Here is a 21,498-nt window from a genome sequence, read left to right on the forward strand (position 1 = left end):
CTCAGTTCTCCTTGAACGGGAAGCCCAGGAGCTTGAGCAGCGCCCGGCCCTCGTCGTCGGTCTTGGCGGTGGTCACCACCGTGATGTCCATGCCCCGTACGCGGTCGATCCGGTCCTGGTCGATCTCGTGGAACACCGACTGCTCGGTCAGGCCGAACGTGTAGTTGCCGTGCCCGTCGAGCTTGCGCCCGTCCAGACCACGGAAGTCCCGGATCCGGGGCAGCGCGATCGAGAGCAGCCGGTCCAGGAACTCCCACATCCGGTCGCCGCGCAGGGTCACCTTGGCGCCGATCGGCATGCCCTCGCGAAGCTTGAACTGCGCGATGGACTTGCGGGCCCGGCGGACCTGCGGCTTCTGGCCGGAGATGGTGGCCAGGTCGCGTACGGCGCCGTCGATCAGCTTCGCGTCCCGGGCAGCCTCGCCGACGCCCATGTTGACGACGATCTTGACCAGGCCGGGCACCTGCATCGGGTTGCCGTACTGGAACTGCTCGCGGAGCTGGCCCACGATCTCTTCGCGGTACCGCTGCTTGAGCCGGGGCAGCGTCTTGGTCTCGGTTGCCGTCATCACAGGTCCTTACCGGTGCTACGCGCGATGCGGACCTTCTGGCCACCCTCGTCGATCCGGTACCCGACCCGCGTCGGGTTGCCGTCGGAGTCCAGGACCATCACGTTCGAGACGTGGATCGCGGCCTCCTGCGTGACGATGCCGCCGGTCTTCGCACCGCGCTGGGTGGTGCGGATGCGGGTGTGCTTCTTGACCCGGTTCACGCCCTCGACCAAGACCTTGTCCTGCCGCGGGTAGGCCGCGATGACCTTGCCCTTGGCACCCTTGTCCTTGCCGGCGATGACGATGACCGTGTCGCCCTTCTTGACCTTCATGCCCGCACCTCCCTCCGGTCGGCGCGTGCCTGAAGGTCACACCGCCTGAGCTTGCTGGTTCCCTCGCTGCGCTCGGTCACGGTCACAACACCTCCGGCGCGAGCGAGATGATCTTCATGAACCGCTTGTCCCGCAGCTCACGGCCTACCGGGCCAAAGATACGGGTACCCCGCGGGTCGCCACCATCCTTGATGATCACGGCTGCGTTCTCGTCGAATCGGATGTACGAGCCGTCCGGCCGCCGCTTCTCCTTCGCGGTGCGGACGACGACCGCCTTGACGACGTCGCCCTTCTTCACACCGGCACCGGGAATGGCGTCCTTGACCGTGGCCACGATGACGTCGCCGATGCTCGCGTAGCGCCGACCGGAGCCACCGAGCACCCGGATGCACAGGATCTCCCGAGCACCCGTGTTGTCGGCGACGCGCAGTCGCGACTCCTGCTGAATCACGTCTATCTCCTATGTCTGCCAGTTCTCAGCCGGCGGTGGATCCGGCCTGCCTTCGTCGACCGAAGTCCCGTGCCGGCTGAGCTTGGCGGAACCCTGAGCCTGCGGTACGGCTCTTACTTGGCCTTCTCGAGGATCTCCACGACCCGCCACCGCTTGGTGGCGGACAGCGGACGGGTCTCCATGAGCAGCACCCGGTCGCCCACGCCGCACGCGTTCTGCTCGTCGTGCGCCTTCAGCTTGCTGGTGCGGCGCATGACCTTGCCGTACAGCGCGTGCTTGACCCGGTCCTCGACCTCGACGACCACGGTCTTTTCCATCTTGTCGCTGACCACGAGGCCCTCCCGGACCTTGCGCTGGGCCCGCGCCTTCGCAGTGGTGGTGGTCTCGTCACTCATGATGCAGTCACCTCAGTCGGCGCGGCCGAAAGCCCAAGCTCACGCTCACGCATGATCGTGTAGATCCGGGCGATCTCCCGGCGGATGACCTGGAGCCGGCGGTTGTTGTCCAGCTGACCGGTCGCCGACTGGACGCGGAGGTTGAACAGCTCCGCCTTGGCCTCCCGGAGCCGGCTCACCAGCTCCTCCTCGGAGAGCTCACGCAGCTCGCTGGCCTTCACGCCCGCGGCCATCAGCTTTCACCCACTTCGCGCGTCACAATGCGGCACTTCATCGGGAGCTTGTGGATCGCGCGACGCATCGCCTCTCGCGCGATCTGCTCGTTGGGGAAGGACATCTCGAAGAGCACCCGCCCCGGCTTGATGTTGGCCACCCACCACTCGGGCGAACCCTTACCGGAACCCATCCGGGTCTCGGCCGGCTTCTTGGTCAGGGCCTGGTCCGGGAAGACCGTGATCCAGACCTTGCCGCCACGCTTGATGTGCCGGGTCATCGCGATACGCGCCGACTCGATCTGCCGGTTGGTCACGTACGCGGGCTCGAGCGCCTGGATTCCGAACTCGCCGAACACCACCCGGGTGCCACCCTTCGCCGCGCCGTGGCGGTCGGGGTGGTGCGGCTTGCGGAAGCCCTTCGGGGGCTTGCGCGGCATCAGCATCTGTCAGCCCTCCTGCGCTGAGCTGTCCGTTCCGGCGGAACCCGCCGGAGTCGCCGCGGCGGTAGCCGGCGCGGCGGTGTCGTTCGTCGCCTCGGCGGGCGTACCGGAGATCTCCGCGGCCGCCGCCCGGCCCGCCTCGGTGCCGCCGGCGGTGGTGCCGGAGGAGCCGGAGCGGCCACGACGCGGCCGCTCGGGACGGTCGCCCCGCTCACGGCGCGGACGTGCCGGACCCGCCTCGGCCGGAGCCTCCCGACCGGGTACGGCGTCGCCCTTGTAGATCCAGACCTTCACGCCGATCCGGCCGAAGGTGGTCCGGGCCTCGAAGAAGCCGTACTCGATGTTGGCCCGCAGCGTGTGCAGCGGCACCCGACCCTCGCGGTAGAACTCGGTACGGCTCATCTCGGCGCCGCCGAGCCGGCCGGAGACCTGCACCCGGATGCCCCGCACGATCGGGTTCTTCATCGCGGACTGCATGGCCTTACGCATCGCCCGCCGGAAGCTGACCCGGCTGGAGAGCTGCTCGGCCACGCCCTGGGCGACGAGCTGCGCATCCGACTCCGGGCTCTTCACCTCGAGGATGTTGAGCTGCACCTGCTTGCCGGTCAGCTTCTCCAGCTCGCCACGGATCCGGTCGGCCTCCGCACCCTTACGGCCGATGACGATGCCCGGCCGGGCGGTGTGGATGTCGACCCGGACCCGGTCCCGGGTCCGCTCGATGTCGACCTTGGAGATGCCGGCCCGCTCCAGGCCCTTGGACATCATCCGCCGGATCTTGACGTCCTCGGCGATGTAGTCCTTGTAGAGCTTGTCCGCGTACCAGCGGGACTTCCAGTCGGTCGAGATGCCGAGCCGGAACCCGTGCGGGTGAACCTTCTGACCCATTACTCGGCACCCTCCGTCTTGCTCTGCGTCTCCGCTGCCTCGGTCGTCGGCTCGGCCTCGGCCGGCGCGGTCGCCTTGGCCGGAGCGGCCTTCTTCGCCGCGCCCCGGCCGCCCGGCGCTGCCGGCGCGACGGCCTCCACCACGATGGTGATGTGGCAGGTCCGCTTGCGGATCCGGTACGCCCGGCCCTGCGCCCGCGGCTGGAAGCGCTTCATCGTCGGGCCCTCGTCCACGAACGCCTCGCTGACGAGCAGCGCGTCGGGGTCCAGCCGCTCGTTGTTCTCCGCGTTGGCGATCGCGCTCGCGAGCACCTTGTAAACCTGCTCACTCGCCGCCTGCGGCGCGAACTGCAGCACCGTGAGCGCCTCCTTCGCGGGCAGACCGCGGACGAGGTTGACCACCCGGCGCGCCTTGGTCGGCGAGATGCGCACGTGTCGCGCAACCGCCCGCGCGCCCGGAAGCACCGGAGCGTCGCCCTTTACTGGCATCGCTGAAACCCCTTGATCCTTTATCCGTGGTCGGCGCTCAGCGCCGGCGGCTCTTCCGGTCGTCCTTCTCGTGACCCTTGAACGTGCGGGTCAGCGCAAACTCACCGAGCTTGTGCCCGACCATCGCCTCGGTGATGAACACCGGGACGTGCTTGCGCCCGTCGTGCACGGCGATCGTGTGCCCGAGCATGTCCGGGATGATCGTCGAGCGGCGCGACCAGGTCTTGATGACGTTCTTCGAGCCCTTCTCGTTCTGCGTCTCCACCTTCTTGAGCAGGTGGTCGTCGATGAACGGGCCCTTCTTCAGGCTGCGAGGCATGTCTACCTATCTCCCTTAGCCGCGCTTACGGGTGGCGTAGCGGCGGCGGACGATGAGGCGGTCGCTCGCCTTGCCCTTCTGCCGGGTACGACCCTCGGGCTTACCCTGCGGGTTCACCGGGTGACGACCACCGGAGGTCTTACCCTCACCACCACCGTGCGGGTGGTCGACCGGGTTCATCGCCACACCACGGACGGTCGGGCGGCGGCCCTTCCAGCGCATCCGGCCGGCCTTGCCCCAGTTGATGTTTGACTGGTCGGCGTTGCCGATCTCGCCGACGGTGGCCCGGCAGCGCACGTCCACCCGCCGGATCTCGCCGGAGGGCATCCGCAGCGTGGCGTACGCGCCCTCCCGGCCCAGCAGCTGGATGCCGACGCCGGCCGAGCGGGCCAGCTTGGCGCCGCCGCCGGGACGCAGCTCCACCGCGTGGATCGTGGAACCGACCGGAATGTTGCGCAGCGGCAGGTTGTTGCCCGGCTTGATGTCGGCGCCCGGACCGGACTCGACCCGGTCGCCCTGCTTCAGGTCCTTCGGCGCGATGATGTACCGCTTCTCGCCGTCGGCGTAGTGCAGCAGCGCGATCCGCGCGGTGCGGTTCGGGTCGTACTCGATGTGCGCGACCTTCGCCGGCACGCCGTCCTTGTCGACCCGCTTGAAGTCGATCAGACGGTACTGCCGCTTGTGCCCACCACCGTGGTGCCGCGTGGTGATCCGGCCGTGGGCGTTACGCCCGCCCTTCTTCGGCAGCGGAACCAGCAGCGACTTCTCCGGGGTCGACCGGGTGATCTCGGCGAAGTCGGCGACGCTGGAGCCACGCCGGCCCGGCGTCGTCGGCTTGTACTTACGGATAGCCATTGTCTATACCCCTCAGCTGACCGGGCCGCCGAAGGCCTCGATACGGTCACCGTCAGCCAGCTTCACCATCGCCCGCTTGGTGTTCTTGCGCTTGCCGTACCCGGTGCGGGTGCGCTTGCGCTTGCCCTCGCGGTTGAGCGTGTTCACCGTCAGGACGCGCACGTCGAAGATCTGCTGAATCGCAATCTTGATGGCGGTCTTGTTGGCGTCCGGGTGCACCAGGAAGGTGTACCAGTTCTTGTTCAGCTCGCTGTAGCTCTTCTCCGAGACGACCGGCGCGAAGATGATGTCCCGCGGGTCGGCGATGGTGCTCACTTGTCGCTCTCCTCACCCTGCGCCCCACCGCGGACACCCAGGAACTCGTCCAGGGCCTCCTTGGTGAAGACCACGTCGTCGGCCACCAGCACGTCGTACGTGTTGAGCTGGCCGGCCTCCAGCAGGTGCACCCGGGGCTCGTTGCGCAGCGAGAGCCAGTTCAGCTCGTCGGTGCTGCTGAGCACCACCAGCACCCGCTTGGCCTCGGTCGCCTTGCGCAGCGTGGCGAGGGCGCCCTTGGTCGACGGCTTGTCGCCGGTGACGAAGGTCTCGACCACGTGCACCTGGCCGCCGCGGGCCCGGTCCGAGAGGGCGCCCCGCAGTGCGGCCGCCTTCATCTTCTTCGGGGTCCGCTGGCTGTAGTCGCGCGGGACCGGCCCGTGCACGACGCCACCGCCGGCGAACTGCGGCGCGCGGATCGAACCCTGCCGGGCCCGACCCGTGCCCTTCTGCTTGTACGGCTTCTTGCCGCCACCGGCGACCTCGCCACGGGTCTTGGTCTTGTGCGTGCCCTGCCGCGCGGCGGCGAGCTGGGCGACCACGACCTGGTGCATCAGCGCGATGTTCGCCTGCACGTCGAAGACCTCGGCGGGCAGCTCGACGGAGCCGCTCGCGGTGCCCTCGGCGGTCAGCACGTCAACGGTGGTCACGCCGCACCGCCCTTCTTCGCGACGGCCTTGGCGGCCGAGCGGACCAGCACCAGCGCGCCCTTGGGGCCGGGGATGGCGCCGCGGACCAGCAGCAGGTTGTTCTCCGGGTCCACCGCCTGGATGGTGAGGTTCTGCACGGTGTAGCGTGCCCCACCCATCCGGCCGGCCATCCGGGTGCCCTTGAAGACCCGGCCCGGGGTGGCGCAGGCGCCGATCGAACCGGGCGAGCGGTGCTTGCGCTCGACACCGTGGCTGGCGCGCAGACCGTGGAAGCCGTGCCGCTTCATGGGACCGGCGAAGCCCTTGCCCTTGGTCCGGCCGGTCACGTCGATCGGCGTGCCGACGGCGAACGCCTCGACGCTGACCTCCTGCCCCAGCTCGTAGTCCGCGGCGTCGGTGGTGCGCAGCTCGACGATGTGCCGGCGCGGCGCCACGTTGGCCTTGGCGTAGTGGCCGGTGATCGGCTTCTTGACCTTCCGCGGGTCGACCGCGCCGTACGCCAGCTGGACCGCGGAGTAGCCGTCCTTCTCAGCGGTGCGGACCTGGGTCACGACACACGGTCCGGCCTGCACCACGGTCACCGGGACAACCTTGTTGTTGTCCCAGACCTGGGTCATGCCGAGCTTGGCGCCCAGGATGCCCTTCACTTGCCTGTCCATTAGTCCGGTCCCTACAGCTTGATCTCGATGTCGACGCCAGCCGGCAGGTCGAGGCGCATGAGCGAGTCGACCGTCTTGGGGGTCGGGTCGATGATGTCGATCAGACGCTTGTGCGTGCGCATCTCGAAGTGCTCACGCGAGTCCTTGTACTTGTGCGGCGAACGGATCACGCAGAAACGGTTGATCTCCGTGGGCAGCGGCACCGGGCCCGCGACCTGAGCCCCGGTACGCGTCACCGTCTCAACGATCTTGCGCGCCGAGGAGTCGACCACCTCGTGGTCGTACGCCTTGAGCCGGATGCGGATCTTCTGTCCCGCCATGGTGGCCTCTGTTCCTTCTCTCGCCTTGTCCGTCCCGCCCGCCCGCTCCAGCGGAGCCGCTCTCCCGGAGGGGAGCGGGATGTTCCATGCCGGGCTCGGGCGCTGCCCAGTTCCCGTGCTGTCCGACCCCCGCGGTCGGGCGTGTCGCACCCCGGGGCCGGACTCCACCCCGGAAAGTCCGAGACGGTCCCGCCCGTGCGGGAAGTATCGGGGCGCCGGAGATAGATCAACTATCCCCGGACGCCCAGCAAGGGTGGCTGACTGCTGGGCAGCCAGCCACCCCGCCGGTACGCAACCTGACCAGTATGCCGTACTACCGCACGGCAACGCTAATCGGGGTTACCTGAATTACTTTGATTACTTAACGATCTTCGTGACGAACCCGGCGCCGACGGTCCGGCCGCCCTCGCGGATCGCGAACTTGAGGTTTTCCTCCATCGCGATCGGCTGGATCAGCTTGACCGACATCGTGGTGTTGTCACCCGGCATGACCATCTCGGTGCCCTCGGGCAGCGTGACGACGCCGGTAACGTCCGTGGTCCGGAAGTAGAACTGCGGACGGTAGTTCTGGAAGAACGGGGTGTGCCGGCCACCCTCCTCCTTGGAGAGGATGTAGACGGTCGCCTCGAACTCCGTGTGCGGGGTGGTGGTGCCAGGCTTGACGACCACCATGCCGCGCTCGACGTCCTCGCGCTTGATGCCCCGGAGCAGCAGACCGACGTTCTCACCCGCGCGGGCCTCGTCGAGCAGCTTGCGGAACATCTCGATACCGGTGCAGACCGTCTTCTGCGACTTCTCGCGGATACCGACGAGCTCCACCTCCTCGTTCGGCTTGAGGATGCCGCGCTCGGCGCGACCGGTGACCACGGTGCCCCGACCGGTGATCGTGAAGACGTCCTCGATCGGCATCAGGAACGGCTTCTCGGTCTCCCGCTCCGGCTGCGGAATGGCGGTGTCGACGGCGCTCATCAGGTCCATGAGCTTGTCGGTCCACTCCGGGTCGCCCTCGAGCGCCTTCAGCGCCGACACCCGGACGACCGGCAGGTCGTCACCCGGGTACTCCTGCGCCGACAGCAGCTCGCGGACCTCGAGCTCGACCAGCTCGAGCAGCTCCTCGTCGTCGACCATGTCGCTCTTGTTCAGCGCCACGACGATGTAGGGAACGCCGACCTGGCGGGCCAGCAGCACGTGCTCGCGGGTCTGCGGCATCGGGCCGTCGGTCGCCGCGACCACCAGGATCGCGCCGTCCATCTGCGCGGCACCGGTGATCATGTTCTTGATGTAGTCGGCGTGACCGGGGCAGTCGACGTGTGCGTAGTGCCGCGCCTCGGTCTGGTACTCGACGTGTGCGATCGAGATCGTGATGCCCCGGGCCTTCTCCTCCGGCGCCTTGTCGATCTCGTCGAACGGCGTGTACGGGTTCAGGTCCGGCATCTTGTCGTGCAGGACCTTCGTGATGGCCGCCGTCAGCGTCGTCTTACCGTGGTCGATGTGACCAATGGTGCCGATGTTGACGTGCGGCTTAGTCCGCTCGAACTTCGCCTTCGCCACTGGTGTCCTCCTGTGGACTTCTTGGTTCGTACGCCCGGCACGCCATTCGGCGCTCAGGACTCTGTCGACAGCCTTTCCGACCGAGGTTCCCGGCCGGGAAGTCATGTGGGTCTTGCGGCGGTGAAACCTTCAGGCCCGGTCTAGCAGCCCGGCCCGTGGGCGCCGCGGGCGAGATTACTCGCCCGCCGCACTCGCGGTATCACCGGCCCGGCACCGGGTCAGTGCGCGTTTCCGCTCACTCACCCGTCGCCTTCGCGATGATCTCCTTCGCCACGCTCGCGGGAACCTCGGCGTAGGAGTCGAACTGCATGCTGTAGCTAGCCCGGCCCTGGGTCTTCGACCGCAGGTCGCCGACATAGCCGAACATCTCCGACAGCGGCACCAGAGCCCGGACGATGCGAGCGCCGCTGCGCTCCTCCATCGCCTGGATGATGCCTCGGCGGGAGTTGAGGTCGCCGATCACGTCGCCCATGTTCTCCTCGGGCGTGGTGACCTCGACGGACATCATCGGTTCGAGCAGTGCCGGGTCGGCCTTGCGGGCCGCCTCCTTCAGCACCATCGAACCGGCGATCTTGAAGGCCATTTCCGACGAGTCGACCTCGTGGTACTGGCCGTCGAGCAGGGTCAGCTTCAGACCGACCAGCGGGAAGCCGGCGAGGATGCCGTACTGCATGGCGTCCTGGGCACCGGCGTCCACCGAGGGGATGAACTCCCTCGGGATCCGCCCACCGGTGACCGCGTTCGCGAACTCGTACGTCGGCGAGTCGTTGTCCAGCGGCAGCGGTTCGAGGCTGACGATGACCCGGGCGTACTGCCCCGAACCACCGGTCTGCTTCTTGTGGGTGTACTCGACCTTCTCCACCTTGCGGCGGATGGTCTCCCGGTACGCCACCTGCGGCTTGCCGATGTTCGCCTCGACGTTGAACTCGCGGCGCATCCGGTCCACCAGGATGTCCAGGTGCAGTTCGCCCATGCCGGAGATGACGGTCTGGCCGGTCTCCTCGTCGAGCTTGACCCGGAACGTCGGGTCCTCCTCGGCGAGCCGCTGGATGGCGGTGCTCAGCTTCTCCTGGTCGGCCTTTGTCTTCGGCTCGATCGCGACCTCGATGACCGGCTCCGGGAAGGTCATCGACTCCAGGATGACCGGGTTGGCCGGGTCGCAGAGGGTGTCGCCGGTGGTGGTCTGCTTCAGACCCTGCACCGCGATGATGTCGCCAGCCTGGGCCGAGCTGCGCTCTTCCCGCTTGTTGGCGTGCATCTGGTAGATCTTGCCGATCCGCTCCTTGCGGTCCTTGGTGGAGTTGATCACCTGCGATCCGGACTCCACCGTGCCCGAGTAGACGCGGACGTAGGTCAGCTTGCCCAGGTGCTTGTCGGTCTGGATCTTGAAGGCCAGCCCGGAGAACGGCTCGTTCTTGTCCGGCTTGCGCAGCATCGGGGTCTCGCCGTCGGGGGCGGTGCCCTCGATCGCCGGGACGTCCAGCGGCGACGGCAGGTAGTCGACCACCGCGTCGAGCATCGGCTGGACGCCCTTGTTCTTGAAGGCCGAACCGCAGAGCACCGGGTTGGCCTTGCCACCGATGGTGGCCCGCCGGATGGCGGCCTTGATCGCGTCGACGGAGAGTTCCTCGCCCTCGAGGTACTTCTCCATCACCGAGTCGTCGACGTCGGCGAGGGTCTCGATCAGCTTCTCGCGCCACTCGGCGGCCAGGTCCGCGAGGTCGGCCGGGATCTCCTCGACCGCGTAGTCCTCGCCCTTCTGGGTCTCACCGCGCCAGGTCAGCGCCCGCATCCCGATCAGGTCGACGACGCCGATGTGGTCGCCCTCCAGGCCGATCGGCACCTGCAGCACCAGCGGGGTGGCGTTGAGCCGGTCGATCATCATCTGCACGCAGCGGAAGAAGTCCGCCCCGGTCCGGTCGAGCTTGTTGACGAAGCACATCCGGGGGACGTTGTACTTGTCGGCCTGACGCCAGACGTTCTCCGTCTGCGGCTCCACACCCGCGACACCGTCGTAGACGGCGACCGCACCGTCGAGCACCCGCAGCGACCGCTCGACCTCGACCGTGAAGTCGACGTGGCCGGGCGTGTCGATGATCTGGATCGTGTGGCCCTTCCACTCACACTTGGTGGCGGCGGAGGTGATGGTGATCCCCCGCTCCTGCTCCTGCTCCATCCAGTCCATGACGGCGGCGCCTTCGTGGACCTCACCGATCTTGTAGGTGATGCCGGTGTAGAACAGGATCCGCTCGGTGGTAGTGGTCTTACCGGCATCGATGTGCGCCATGATGCCGATGTTGCGTACGTTGGCGAGCGCGTCTGCGGCGGCCACTTCAATCCCTACTTATCGTCTCGTCGTCTCGTCGGTGTGATCGCGACCGTTGCCCGGGCTCCGGCGCGGCGGACCGCGCCGGAACCCGGCTGGCCGTTACCAGCGGTAGTGCGCGAAGGCCTTGTTGGACTCGGCCATCTTGTGGGTGTCCTCACGCCGCTTCACGGCGGCGCCAAGACCGTTGCTCGCGTCCAGCAGCTCGTTCATCAGCCGCTCGACCATCGTCTTCTCCCGGCGGGCGCGGGAGTAGGTGACCAGCCAGCGCAGGCCGAGCGTGGTGGCACGCTGCGGCTTGACCTCGACCGGCACCTGGTAGGTCGCGCCACCGACCCGGCGGCTGCGCACCTCCAGGGTCGGCTTCACGTTGTCCATCGCCCGCTTGAGCGTGACCACGGGGTCGGTGCCGGACTTCTCCCGGCAGCCCTCCAGGGCCTCGTAGACGATGCGCTCGGCGAGCTGACGCTTGCCGCGGAGCAGGATCTTGTTCACCAGCTGGGTGACCAGCGGGGAGTTGTACACCGGGTCCGCGACCAGCGGCCGGCGCGGAGCAGGGCCCTTACGCGGCATGTCAGCTCTTCTCCTTCTTCGCGCCGTAGCGGCTACGGGCCTGCTTGCGGTTGCGGACGCCCTGGGTGTCCAGCGAACCGCGGACGATCTTGTAACGCACGCCCGGAAGGTCCTTCACACGGCCGCCACGGACCAGCACGAGGGAGTGCTCCTGGAGGTTGTGCCCGACGCCCGGAATGTAGGCGGTCACCTCGATCTGGCTGCTGAGCTTCACCCGAGCGACCTTGCGCAGCGCGGAGTTCGGCTTCTTGGGGGTGGTGGTGTACACGCGCGTGCACACGCCGCGCCGCTGAGGACTCCCCTTCAGCGCCGGCGTCTTGGTCTTACTCGTCTTCGCCTGGCGGCCCTTGCGGACCAACTGCTGGATCGTGGGCACCGGGTTTTCCGCTCCCTTCGGCCGCCCTCTGCGACCGCGCCGTGTGTCTTAGCCACCCGTCCGGGTGGCTCTCTTACCTTCCAACCAGGGCCGTCTCGGGACGGTCCCGGCACCCGCGGTCGGGCGTGTCGCCCGCTCGCGGTTTCCGCCGTCGCTTGTCGACGCCGGATTCCAGCTCGTCGGCACGCTGGGGCGTAGCCGACTCGTTTCGACTTTGTCGTGGGTTGCTCGATTGCCACCACGTGGACTCGGGCACACGCACGAGTTGCCCGGGCATGCCCGGGCACGAGAGGAAAGAGTACCTACCGTGAGTGGGCACGTCAAAACAGGACTCCGGGAGGTTGTCGAGCACCCCCGGCCAGGCCCGGATCTCCGCGTCGCTCCCGAAAAGCACTGCCGATTTTCAAGTGTACCGGCTGATCCCGCGATCGGCCCGTCGGCCCGGTAACCCGACAGCCGCCCGCCCCGGCCGGCCGGCCGCCGACGGCGCTCAGGCCAGTTGCAGCAGCACCGCCACGGCCAGCGCGAGCACCGTCAGCGCGAGGCCCACACCGGCACAGCTGATGCCGGCGATCGCCAGACCCCGGCCGGTGAACCGGACCGGCGGCGCCGTGGAGCCCGGCGCGGCCGCGGGCGTCATGCGGCGGCGACCAGGCCAGCGCGCCCGACCGGTGGGCGAGGTCTGCCGGCGGCCCAGTTCGCCCAGCAGCACGCCGGCCAGGCCGAGCAGCCCGGCGAGCACCGCGAAGGCGCCTGCGACCCAGCCGCCCCAGTCCTCCGGGCTGCTGCCGGCGAGGCCCAGGCAGCCGGCGGTGAAGGCGACCAGCACGGATCCGACCCCGGTCACCAGCGAGGCCACCGCCGGCCCCGAGGTGACCGGAGCCACCTCGAGATGCACCAGGCCGAACGGCGTACCCGGGACCGCGTCCACCCGGCTGGGCGCCCGCAGCGACTCACGGGGCGGCGCCGGCACCGCGGCCGGTCCAGCACCGCCGGCCGGGCCCGCTCCACCGGCCAGCCCGGGCATGCCGGGGTACGCCGTCGGCGCACCGCCCGGCGTCGCGGCCCGGAGCGGCTCCGCCACCGGGTACCCGGCGACGCCGGCCGCCCCCGGCGCGCCCGCCGAGGCCGGGCCGGAGGTCGGAACCGCCGGCACAGGGCCGGAGCCCCAGGCGGAGGTCGCCGGGGCCGGCGGTGTGGCGGGGCTCGGCGCCCAGGTCGGGTTCGCCGGGAGCGGGGCGGTGGAGGCGCCTGCCCAGCCCGTGCCGGAGACCCCCGGCCCGGCCTCGGACCCGGCCGGCGCGGGGCGGGACCATTCGCTGGCCGGCCCGCCCGGCTCCCCCGGCGCGCTCGTCGGCGACGCCGCGGCAATCGGCGGCAGCGTGTACGAGGGCTCGGGGTAACGAGGCTCGTGCCCGGCGGGCTGCCCCGGCGTCTCGTCCGCCGCGCGCTCCACCCCGGGTGGCTGCGCCTCCTCCGTCACGAAAACTCCCCTGCACACCACCGAGCCGCCAACCACGGCGGAACCGACCGGCCGAGGAGAATCCGTCGACCGGGCCCGACACGTCGTGCCAAGGTCAGGTTACCGCCGTGCGGCCAGCCGCCACCGGCCCGGTTACGTCCGGTAGCCCTGCCGCCGAACCACCCTCCGCTGGCGGCCTGGTCAGTCGACCCCGGGCGCGAAGTCCTGGCCGACCGAGCCGTCGGCCAGATTCACCACACCGATCACGGTCGCCGCCACCAGCGCGGTCGCGGCGAGGGCGACGCCGGCCCAGGCCAGCTGCTCACCGCGACGCAGCCAGGCGGCACCCGTCAGATAGCCCCCCGACGCGTACGCCTCCCGGCGGGCCTGCCGGGCCAGCAGCATCGCCAGCGTCGCCGGGACGATGCCCCCGACCAGTGGGCCGGTCAGCAGCGCCACCAGGCCGAGGGCGAAGACCGCCCGGGACTTGGTGGAGCGCACCGGATCCGGGTCGAGCGGATGGCGCGTGGCCGGGCCGGCGGCCGGCATCGTGGTCACCACGCCAGCCTACCCAACCCGGCGTGCACGGCCGGAAAAGCGAGGCGCCCCGCCCGTCAACCGACGAGCGGGGCGCCTCAGGTGTCGCTTAGCGGTACGACCCGAAGTCGAAGTCGTCCAGCGGCACCGCCTGGCCGCTGGCCGGCCCGAACCCGTAGTCGGTCTCGGGGTAGCCGGTCATCGAGTAGACCTTGGCCTTCGCCTCCTCGGTCGGCTCGACCCGGATGTTGCGGTACTTGCTGATGCCCGTACCGGCCGGGATGAGCTTACCGATGATGACGTTCTCCTTGAGACCGATCAGCGAGTCGCTCCGGGCGTGGATCGCCGCGTCCGTGAGCACCCGGGTGGTCTCCTGGAAGGACGCCGCCGACAGCCACGAGTCGGTGGCCAGCGACGCCTTGGTGATACCCATCAGCACCGGCCGGCCCGCCGCGGGCTCGCCGCCCTCGGAGACGAGCCGGCGGTTCTCCGACTCGAACAGCGCCCGGTCGACCAGCACACCCGGCAGGAACTCGGTCGCGCCGGAGTCGATCACCGTCACCCGCTTGAGCATCTGGCGGATGATGATCTCGATGTGCTTGTCGTGGATGAGCACACCCTGCGACCGGTAGACCTCCTGGACCTCCTGGGTCAGGTGGACCTGGACCGCCCGCGGGCCGAGGATCCGCAGCAGCTCGTGCGGGTCGATGGTGCCCTTGGTGAGCTTCTGGCCGACGTCGACGTGATCCCCGTCGTGCGCCTGGAGCGGCACCCGCTTGGAGATCTTGTCGTACACGATCTCGTCGCTGCCGTCGTCCGGCACCACGATGATCTTGCGCGACCGCTCGCCGTCCTCGATCCGGATCCGGCCCGGGGTGTCGGCGATCGGCGCCTTGCCCTTCGGGACCCGGGCCTCGAAGATCTCCTGGACCCGGGGCAGACCCTGGGTGATGTCCTCACCCGCGACACCACCGGTGTGGAAGGTACGCATCGTGAGCTGGGTACCCGGCTCACCGATCGACTGGGCGGCGATGATGCCGACCGCCTCGCCGACGTCCACGGTCTTGCCCGTCGGCAGCGAGCGGCCGTAGCACGCCCCGCAGACGCCGAGCTTGGACTCGCAGGTGAGCACGCTGCGGACCCGTACGGTGTCCACCCCGGCCCCCACGATCCTGTCGACCAGGATGGTGTTGATGTCCGCACCCCGCTCGGCGACCAGGTTGCCGTCGGGCCCCTTGATGTCGTCGGCCAGGGTACGGGCGTGCACGCTGGTCTCCACGTGCTCGTGCGCCACCAGCCTGCCGTCGAGCTGGGTCGCGATCTGCATCGGGATGGCGCGGTCGGTGCCGCAGTCCTCCTCGCGGATGATCACGTCCTGCGAGACGTCCACCAGGCGACGGGTCAGGTAACCCGAGTCGGCGGTACGCAGCGCCGTGTCGGCGAGACCCTTCCGGGCACCGTGCGTGGAGATGAAGTACTCCAGCACGGAGAGACCCTCCCGGTAGCTGGCCTTGATCGGCCGCGGGATGATCTCGCCCTTCGGGTTGGCCACCAGACCACGGATCGCGGCGATCTGGCGGAGCTGGAGCAGGTTACCGCGGGCACCCGAGTTGATCATCTTCCACAGCGGGTTCTCCTGCGGCAGCGCGGTCTCCATCTCCTTGGCGACCTCGTTGGTCGCCTTGGTCCAGATCTCGATGAGCTCGCCGCGACGTTCCTCGGCGGTCATCAGACCCCGCTGGTACTGCTTGTCGATCCGCTCGGCTTCCTTCTCGTACCGCTCCAGGATCTCCCGCTTGCGCGGCGGCGCGATGACGTCCTCCATGCCGATCGTCACGCCGGACCAGGTGGCCCAGTGGAAGCCGGCCTCCTTGAGCCCGTCGAGCGTCGCGGCCAGGGCCACCTTCGGGAACCGCTCGGCGAGATCGTTGACGATCGCGGAGAGCTGCCCCTTGCGGATCTCGTAGTTCACGAACCGGTAGCCCTGCGGCAGGGTCTCGTTGAAGAGCACCCGCCCCAGCGTGGTCTCCACGGTGAGCGGCTCACCCGGGACCCAGCCCTCCGGCGCGGTCCACCGGGAGGCACCGGGGCCGTTGTCCACCTCGACCACACCGCGCAGCCGGATCTTCACCGGGGTCTGCAGGTGCAGCTCACCGTTGTCGAAGGCCATCCGCGCCTCGGCGTCCGAGCTGAACACCCGGCCCTCGCCGACCTCACCCGGGGTGAGGTGGGTCAGGTGGTAGAGGCCGATGACCATGTCCTGGGTGGGCATGGTGACCGGCTTGCCGTCCGCCGGCTTGAGGATGTTGTTGGACGAGAGCATCAGGATCCGAGCCTCGGCCTGCGCCTCGGCGGAGAGCGGTACGTGCACCGCCATCTGGTCGCCGTCGAAGTCCGCGTTGAACGCGGTGCAGACCAGCGGGTGGATCTGGATCGCCTTGCCCTCGACGAGCTGCGGCTCGAACGCCTGGATGCCCAGCCGGTGCAGGGTCGGCGCCCGGTTCAGCAGCACCGGGTGCTCGCCGATGACCTCTTCCAGCACGTCCCAGACGACCGGCCGCTGCCGCTCGACCATCCGCTTCGCGGACTTGATGTTCTGTGCGTGGTTGAGGTCGACCAGCCGCTTCATCACGAACGGCTTGAACAGCTCCAGCGCCATCTGCTTGGGCAGGCCGCACTGGTGCAGCTTGAGCTGCGGACCGACCACGATCACGGAACGACCGGAGTAGTCGACCCGCTTGCCCAGCAGGTTCTGCCGGAACCGGCCCTGCTTGCCCTTGAGCATGTCCGACAGCGACTTCAGCGGCCGGTTACCCGGGCCGGTGACCGGCCGACCACGCCGTCCGTTGTCGAACAGCGCGTCCACGGCCTCCTGGAGCATCCGCTTCTCGTTGTTGACGATGATCTCGGGCGCGCCGAGGTCGATCAGTCGCTTGAGCCGGTTGTTCCGGTTGATCACGCGGCGGTAGAGGTCGTTCAGGTCCGAGGTCGCGAACCGGCCACCGTCGAGCTGCACCATCGGGCGCAGGTCCGGCGGGATCACCGGTACGCAGTCCAGCACCATGCCGAGCGGCGAGTTGCGGGTGTTCAGGAACGCCGCCACGACCTTGAGCCGCTTGAGCGCCCGGATCTTCCGCTGGCCCTTACCGGTACGGATGATCTCGCGGAGGTTCTCCGCCTCGGCGTCCAGGTCCATGTTCTGGACCAGCGCCTTGATCGCCTCGGCACCCATCCCACCGGTGAAGTACTCGCCGAACCGGTCCCGCAGCTCGCGGTAGAGCAGCTCGTCGGTGACCAGCTGCTTCGGCTCCAGCTTGCGGAAGGTGTCCAGCACCTCGTCGAGGCGGTCGATCTCGCGCTGCGCCCGGTCGCGGATCTGGCGCATCTCACGCTCTCCGCCCTCCTTGACCTTGCGCCGCACGTCGGCCTTGGCACCCTCGGCCTCCAGCTCGGCCAGGTCGGCCTCAAGCTTGGCGGCCCGCTTCTCGATCTCCGAGTCACGGCTGTTCTCGGCCTGCCGCTTCTCGGCCAGGATCTCGTTCTCCACCGTGGCGAGGTCACGGTGTCGCGCCTCCGTGTCGACGCTGGTCACCACGTACGACGCGAAGTAGATGATCTTTTCGAGGTCCTTCGGCGCCAGGTCGAGCAGGTAGCCAAGCCGGCTCGGCACACCCTTGAAGTACCAGATGTGCGTGACCGACGCGGCCAGCTCGATGTGGCCCATCCGCTCACGCCGCACCTTGGAACGGGTCACCTCGACACCGCAGCGCTCACAGATGATGCCCTTGAACCGGACCCGCTTGTACTTACCGCAGTAGCACTCCCAGTCCCGCTGCGGGCCGAAGATCTTCTCGCAGAAGAGCCCGTCCTTTTCCGGCTTCAGGGTGCGGTAGTTGATCGTCTCAGGCTTCTTAACCTCGCCGTGCGACCACTGACGGATGTCGTCAGCGGTGGCCAGGCCAATCCGCAACTCGTCGAAGAAGTTGACGTCGAGCACGTTATATGTCCCTCGTGTCGTGTCGTTTTACCGCTAGCTCTCATGCGGGGGTCGGGGGCGGGTGACCCGCGGAGGGATCAAGCCTGACCGCCCGGAGCGGGTCATCCGCCCCCGACCCCACACAACCTCACACCTCTTCGACCGAGCTCGGCTCACGCCGGGACAGGTCGATGCCGAGTTCCTCCGCGGCCCGGAAGACCTCGTCGTCGGTCTCGCGCATCTCCAGGGCCACACCGTCGCTGGAGAGCACCTCTACGTTGAGGCACAGCGACTGCAGCTCCTTGAGCAGCACCTTGAAGGACTCCGGGATGCCCGGTTCGGGAATGTTCTCGCCCTTGACGATCGCCTCGTACACCTTGACCCGGCCGAGGACGTCGTCGGACTTGATCGTCAGCAGCTCCTGCAGGGCGTACGCGGCGCCGTACGCCTGCATCGCCCAGCACTCCATCTCGCCGAACCGCTGGCCACCGAACTGCGCCTTACCACCCAGCGGCTGCTGCGTGATCATCGAGTACGGACCGGTCGACCGAGCGTGGATCTTGTCGTCGACCAGGTGGTTCAGCTTGAGGATGTAGATGTAGCCGACCGCGATCGGGTCGGGCAGCGGCTCGCCGGAACGTCCGTCGAAGAGCTGCGCCTTGCCGCTCGCGCCGATCAGCTGCTTGCCGTCCCGGTTGGGCAGGGTCGACGAGAGCAGACCGGAGATCTCCTCCTCCTTGGCGCCGTCGAAGACCGGCGTCGCCACGTTGGTGTCCGGCTCGGACTCGTGCGCGTCGATCGACCGCAGCGCCCGCTTCCAGTCCGCGTCCTCACCCTGTACCTGCCAGCCGGTCTTGGCGACCCACCCGAGGTGGGTCTCCAGCACCTGGCCGATGTTCATCCGGCTCGGCACGCCGAGCGGGTTGAGCACGATGTCGACCGGGGTGCCGTCCTCCAGGAACGGCATGTCCTCGACCGGCAGGATCTTGGAGATGACGCCCTTGTTGCCGTGCCGGCCGGCGAGCTTGTCACCGTCCTGGATCTTCCGCTTCTGCGCCACGTAGACCCGGACGAGCTCGTTGACGCCCGGCGGCAGCTCGTCGCCGTCCTCCCGGGAGAAGGTCCGTACGCCGATGACCGTGCCGGTCTCGCCGTGCGGCACCTTCAGCGAGGTGTCCCGGACCTCGCGCGCCTTCTCGCCGAAGATCGCGCGGAGCAGCCGCTCCTCCGGGGTCAGCTCGGTCTCGCCCTTGGGCGTGACCTTGCCGACCAGGATGTCGCCGGTGACGACCTCGGCGCCGATCCGGATGATTCCGCGCTCGTCGAGGTCGGCGAGCATCTCCTCGCTGACGTTCGGGATGTCGCGGGTGATCTCCTCCGGACCGAGCTTGGTGTCCCGGGCGTCGACCTCGTGCTCCTCGATGTGGATCGAGGTGAGGGCGTCCTGCTGGACGAGGCGCTGCGACAGGATGATCGCGTCCTCGTAGTTGTGGCCCTCCCACGGCATGAACGCGACCAGCAGGTTGCGGCCGAGCGCCATCTCGCCGTCGTCGGTGCACGGACCGTCCGCGATGACCTGGCCCGCCTCCACCCGGTCGCCCTCGAAGACGATCGGCTTCTGGTTGACGCAGGAGCCCGCGTTGGAACGGCGGAACTTGTGCAGCAGGTAGGTACGCCGGTGGCCGTCGTCCTGGTGCACCGTCACGTAGTCGGCACACAGGTCCTCGACCACGCCGCCGACCTCGGCGACGACCACGTCACCGGCGTCCACCGCGGCCCGGTATTCCATACCGGTACCGACCAGCGGCGCCTCGGCCTTGACCAGCGGCACCGCCTGGCGCTGCATGTTCGCGCCCATCAGTGCCCGGTTGGCGTCGTCGTGCTCGAGGAACGGGATCATGGCGGTGGCGACCGACACCATCTGGCGCGGCGACACGTCCATGTAGTCGACCGCGGTGGGGGCGACGTAGTCGACCTCACCGCCCTTCCGGCGGACCAGGACCCGGTCCTCGGCGAAGGTGCCGTCCGCCCGCAGCGCGGTGTTGGCCTGCGCCTTGACGAACCGGTCCTCCTCGTCGGCGGTCAGGTAGTCGATCTGGTCGGTGACCCGACCCTCGACCACCTTCCGGTACGGCGTCTCGATGAAGCCGAACGGGTTGACCCGGCCGAAGGTCGACAGGGCGCCGATCAGGCCGATGTTCGGGCCTTCCGGCGTCTCGATCGGGCACATCCGGCCGTAGTGCGACGGGTGCACGTCCCGGACCTCGAAGCCGGCCCGCTCCCGGGACAGACCACCCGGGCCGAGCGCGCTCAGCCGCCGCCGGTGGGTCAGCCCCGCGAGCGGGTTGGTCTGGTCCATGAACTGGGACAGCTGCGACGTACCGAAGAACTCCTTGATCGCCGCCACCACCGGACGGATGTTGATCAGGGTCTGCGGGGTGATCGCCTCGACGTCCTGGGTGGTCATCCGCTCGCGGACCACCCGCTCCATCCGGGAGAGGCCGACCCGAACCTGGTTCTGGATCAGCTCGCCCACGGTACGGAGCCGGCGGTTGCCGAAGTGGTCGATGTCGTCGGCCTCGTAGCCCTCCTCACCGGCGTGCAGCCGGCAGAGGTACTCCACGGTGGCGACGATGTCGTCCTCGGTCAGCGTGCCCTTGTTGATCGGGACGTCGACCTCGAGCTTCTTGTTGAACTTGTATCGGCCGACCTTGGCGACGTCGTACCGCTTCGGGTTGAAGAAGAGGTTGTCGAGCAGGGTCTGGGCGTTCTCCCGGGTGGGAGGCTCGCCCGGCCGGAGCTTGCGGTAGATGTCGAGCAGCGCCTCGTCCACCCCGGCGATGTGGTCCTTCTCCAGGGTGGTCATCATCAGCTCGGACCAGCCGAACCGCTCGCGGATCTGCTCGTTGGTCCAGCCGATCGCCTTGAGCAGGACGGTGACGGCCTGCCGGCGCTTACGGTCGATGCGGACACCCACGGTGTCGCGCTTGTCGATGTCGAACTCCAGCCAGGCACCCCGACTCGGGATGACCTTGACGCTGGAGAGATCGCGGTCGGAGGTCTTGTCCGGCTGCTTGTCGAAGTAGACGCCCGGGGACCGGACGAGCTGGCTGACCACCACGCGCTCGGTGCCGTTGATGATGAAGGTGCCCTTCGGCGTCATCATCGGGAAGTCACCCATGAACACCGTCTGGCTCTTGATCTCGCCGGTGGTGTTGTTGGTGAACTCCGCGGTCACGAACAGCGGGGCGCAGTAGGTCAGGTCCTTCTCCTTGCACTCCTCGATCGAGGCCTTGACCTCGTCGAAGCGCGGCGCGGAGAAAGAGAGCGACATAGTGCCAGAAAAGTCCTCAATGGGACTGATCTCGTCGAGGATCTCGGCGAGACCCGATCGAGCGTGCGGGTCGTCGGCCGACCGGCCCTGCCAAGCCTCGTTGCCGACCAGCCAGTCAAACGACTCGTTCTGGATGGCGAGGAGGTTGGGGACCTCGAGGTGTTCGGTAATCCTGCCGAAGGAGATTCGGCGGGGCGCGAAAGCGCTCGACGTACGACTGGTCTTCGCAGGGCGGGAAGCTGCCAAGATGCGTCCTTCCGAGGACCGGTGCTGCTAGATGCGGCTGTCACGCGTGCACTCCAATGGCCCCACTCCAAACGCCCAAAACTGGACATTCCGAGCAGGGGTCAAGTCGGAAGGCAGCGCAAACTAGCAGTGTAGCCGAGCGGCTAACCGCTGTCCAGCCCACCACGGCAGGGCGTTGCAGAACGTGTCGCCAGCCGCCGGCTGGCGCGCGCCGAGCGCGCTCACACGTCCCGCACGCATCCC

22 protein-coding genes are annotated in these 21,498 nt (G+C 68.5%); all 22 read right to left on the reverse strand.

The annotated features are described in order from the left end of the window. Position 1 precedes the first annotated feature (1 nt). On the reverse strand, positions 2 to 571 hold the full coding sequence (gene rplE / locus ACSMXO_RS38620) for a 50S ribosomal protein L5 (RefSeq protein ID WP_412102745.1): 570 nt from the start codon (positions 569 to 571) through the stop codon (positions 2 to 4). Further along, positions 568 to 882, reverse strand: a complete 315-nt coding sequence (gene rplX, locus ACSMXO_RS38625; protein ID WP_278064264.1) for a 50S ribosomal protein L24 — start codon at positions 880 to 882, stop codon at positions 568 to 570. The genes rplE and rplX overlap by 4 nt, the downstream gene beginning before the upstream one ends. An 82-nt stretch (positions 883 to 964) precedes the next feature. After that, positions 965 to 1,333, reverse strand: a complete 369-nt coding sequence (rplN, locus tag ACSMXO_RS38630) for a 50S ribosomal protein L14 (RefSeq protein WP_007073026.1) — start codon at positions 1,331 to 1,333, stop codon at positions 965 to 967. 113 nt (positions 1,334 to 1,446) lie between these two features. Beyond that, complete coding sequence (gene rpsQ, locus ACSMXO_RS38635; RefSeq protein WP_346258308.1) at positions 1,447 to 1,728, reverse strand: 30S ribosomal protein S17; 282 nt, start codon at positions 1,726 to 1,728, stop codon at positions 1,447 to 1,449. Then, positions 1,725 to 1,961: a 50S ribosomal protein L29 gene (rpmC, locus tag ACSMXO_RS38640; protein WP_107260894.1), complete on the reverse strand. Its 237-nt coding sequence runs from the start codon at positions 1,959 to 1,961 to the stop codon at positions 1,725 to 1,727. Before rpmC ends, rpsQ begins: the two co-directional genes overlap by 4 nt. Further along, the gene (gene rplP, locus ACSMXO_RS38645; RefSeq protein WP_346258309.1) at positions 1,961 to 2,386 is read right to left on the reverse strand and encodes a 50S ribosomal protein L16; all 426 of its coding nucleotides are present in this window, start codon (positions 2,384 to 2,386) and stop codon (positions 1,961 to 1,963) included. Before rplP ends, rpmC begins: the two co-directional genes overlap by 1 nt. 3 nt (positions 2,387 to 2,389) lie before the next feature. After that, on the reverse strand, positions 2,390 to 3,268 hold the full coding sequence (gene rpsC, locus ACSMXO_RS38650) for a 30S ribosomal protein S3 (RefSeq protein ID WP_346258310.1): 879 nt from the start codon (positions 3,266 to 3,268) through the stop codon (positions 2,390 to 2,392). After that, entirely contained in the window at positions 3,268 to 3,756 is a 489-nt protein-coding gene (gene rplV / locus ACSMXO_RS38655) for a 50S ribosomal protein L22 (protein WP_318395951.1), read from the reverse strand. The genes rpsC and rplV overlap by 1 nt, the downstream gene beginning before the upstream one ends. A gap of 37 nt (positions 3,757 to 3,793) precedes the next feature. Then, a complete protein-coding gene (gene rpsS, locus ACSMXO_RS38660) occupies positions 3,794 to 4,075 on the reverse strand; it encodes a 30S ribosomal protein S19 (RefSeq protein WP_101368142.1) in 282 nt (93 codons plus the stop codon). A gap of 15 nt (positions 4,076 to 4,090) precedes the next feature. Next, entirely contained in the window at positions 4,091 to 4,930 is an 840-nt protein-coding gene (rplB, locus tag ACSMXO_RS38665; RefSeq protein WP_346258311.1) for a 50S ribosomal protein L2, read from the reverse strand. A 12-nt stretch (positions 4,931 to 4,942) separates the two neighbouring features. Continuing rightward, the gene (rplW, locus tag ACSMXO_RS38670) at positions 4,943 to 5,245 is read right to left on the reverse strand and encodes a 50S ribosomal protein L23 (RefSeq protein ID WP_101368144.1); all 303 of its coding nucleotides are present in this window, start codon (positions 5,243 to 5,245) and stop codon (positions 4,943 to 4,945) included. Beyond that, complete coding sequence (gene rplD / locus ACSMXO_RS38675; protein ID WP_318395952.1) at positions 5,242 to 5,895, reverse strand: 50S ribosomal protein L4; 654 nt, start codon at positions 5,893 to 5,895, stop codon at positions 5,242 to 5,244. Before rplD ends, rplW begins: the two co-directional genes overlap by 4 nt. Then, positions 5,892 to 6,554, reverse strand: a complete 663-nt coding sequence (rplC, locus tag ACSMXO_RS38680) for a 50S ribosomal protein L3 (RefSeq protein WP_346258312.1) — start codon at positions 6,552 to 6,554, stop codon at positions 5,892 to 5,894. The genes rplD and rplC overlap by 4 nt, the downstream gene beginning before the upstream one ends. Before the next feature lie 11 nt (positions 6,555 to 6,565). Then, positions 6,566 to 6,874, reverse strand: coding sequence for a 30S ribosomal protein S10 (gene rpsJ, locus ACSMXO_RS38685; protein ID WP_007073037.1), 309 nt, complete (start codon positions 6,872 to 6,874; stop codon positions 6,566 to 6,568). Between the two features lie 357 nt (positions 6,875 to 7,231). Then, complete coding sequence (gene tuf / locus ACSMXO_RS38690) at positions 7,232 to 8,425, reverse strand: elongation factor Tu (protein ID WP_318395954.1); 1,194 nt, start codon at positions 8,423 to 8,425, stop codon at positions 7,232 to 7,234. Between the two features lie 235 nt (positions 8,426 to 8,660). After that, complete coding sequence (gene fusA, locus ACSMXO_RS38695) at positions 8,661 to 10,757, reverse strand: elongation factor G (protein WP_346258313.1); 2,097 nt, start codon at positions 10,755 to 10,757, stop codon at positions 8,661 to 8,663. Positions 10,758 to 10,853: 96 nt separating this feature from the next. Then, positions 10,854 to 11,324, reverse strand: a complete 471-nt coding sequence (gene rpsG, locus ACSMXO_RS38700) for a 30S ribosomal protein S7 (RefSeq protein ID WP_101368149.1) — start codon at positions 11,322 to 11,324, stop codon at positions 10,854 to 10,856. Position 11,325: 1 nt separating this feature from the next. Continuing rightward, positions 11,326 to 11,700: a 30S ribosomal protein S12 gene (gene rpsL / locus ACSMXO_RS38705; RefSeq protein ID WP_101368150.1), complete on the reverse strand. Its 375-nt coding sequence runs from the start codon at positions 11,698 to 11,700 to the stop codon at positions 11,326 to 11,328. A 490-nt stretch (positions 11,701 to 12,190) separates the two neighbouring features. Next, a complete protein-coding gene (locus ACSMXO_RS38710; protein WP_455415753.1) occupies positions 12,191 to 13,183 on the reverse strand; it encodes a hypothetical protein in 993 nt (330 codons plus the stop codon). Between the two features lie 180 nt (positions 13,184 to 13,363). Then, positions 13,364 to 13,711: a hypothetical protein gene (locus tag ACSMXO_RS38715; RefSeq protein ID WP_455419409.1), complete on the reverse strand. Its 348-nt coding sequence runs from the start codon at positions 13,709 to 13,711 to the stop codon at positions 13,364 to 13,366. A gap of 97 nt (positions 13,712 to 13,808) precedes the next feature. After that, positions 13,809 to 17,696, reverse strand: a complete 3,888-nt coding sequence (locus ACSMXO_RS38720) for a DNA-directed RNA polymerase subunit beta' (protein ID WP_455415754.1) — start codon at positions 17,694 to 17,696, stop codon at positions 13,809 to 13,811. Between the two features lie 127 nt (positions 17,697 to 17,823). Further along, positions 17,824 to 21,255 (reverse strand): DNA-directed RNA polymerase subunit beta, encoded by a 3,432-nt coding sequence (gene rpoB / locus ACSMXO_RS38725; RefSeq protein ID WP_346258316.1) that lies wholly within the window; start codon positions 21,253 to 21,255, stop codon positions 17,824 to 17,826. Positions 21,256 to 21,498: the final 243 nt, after the last annotated feature.

The organism is Plantactinospora sp. DSM 117369 (genome assembly GCF_053764795.1).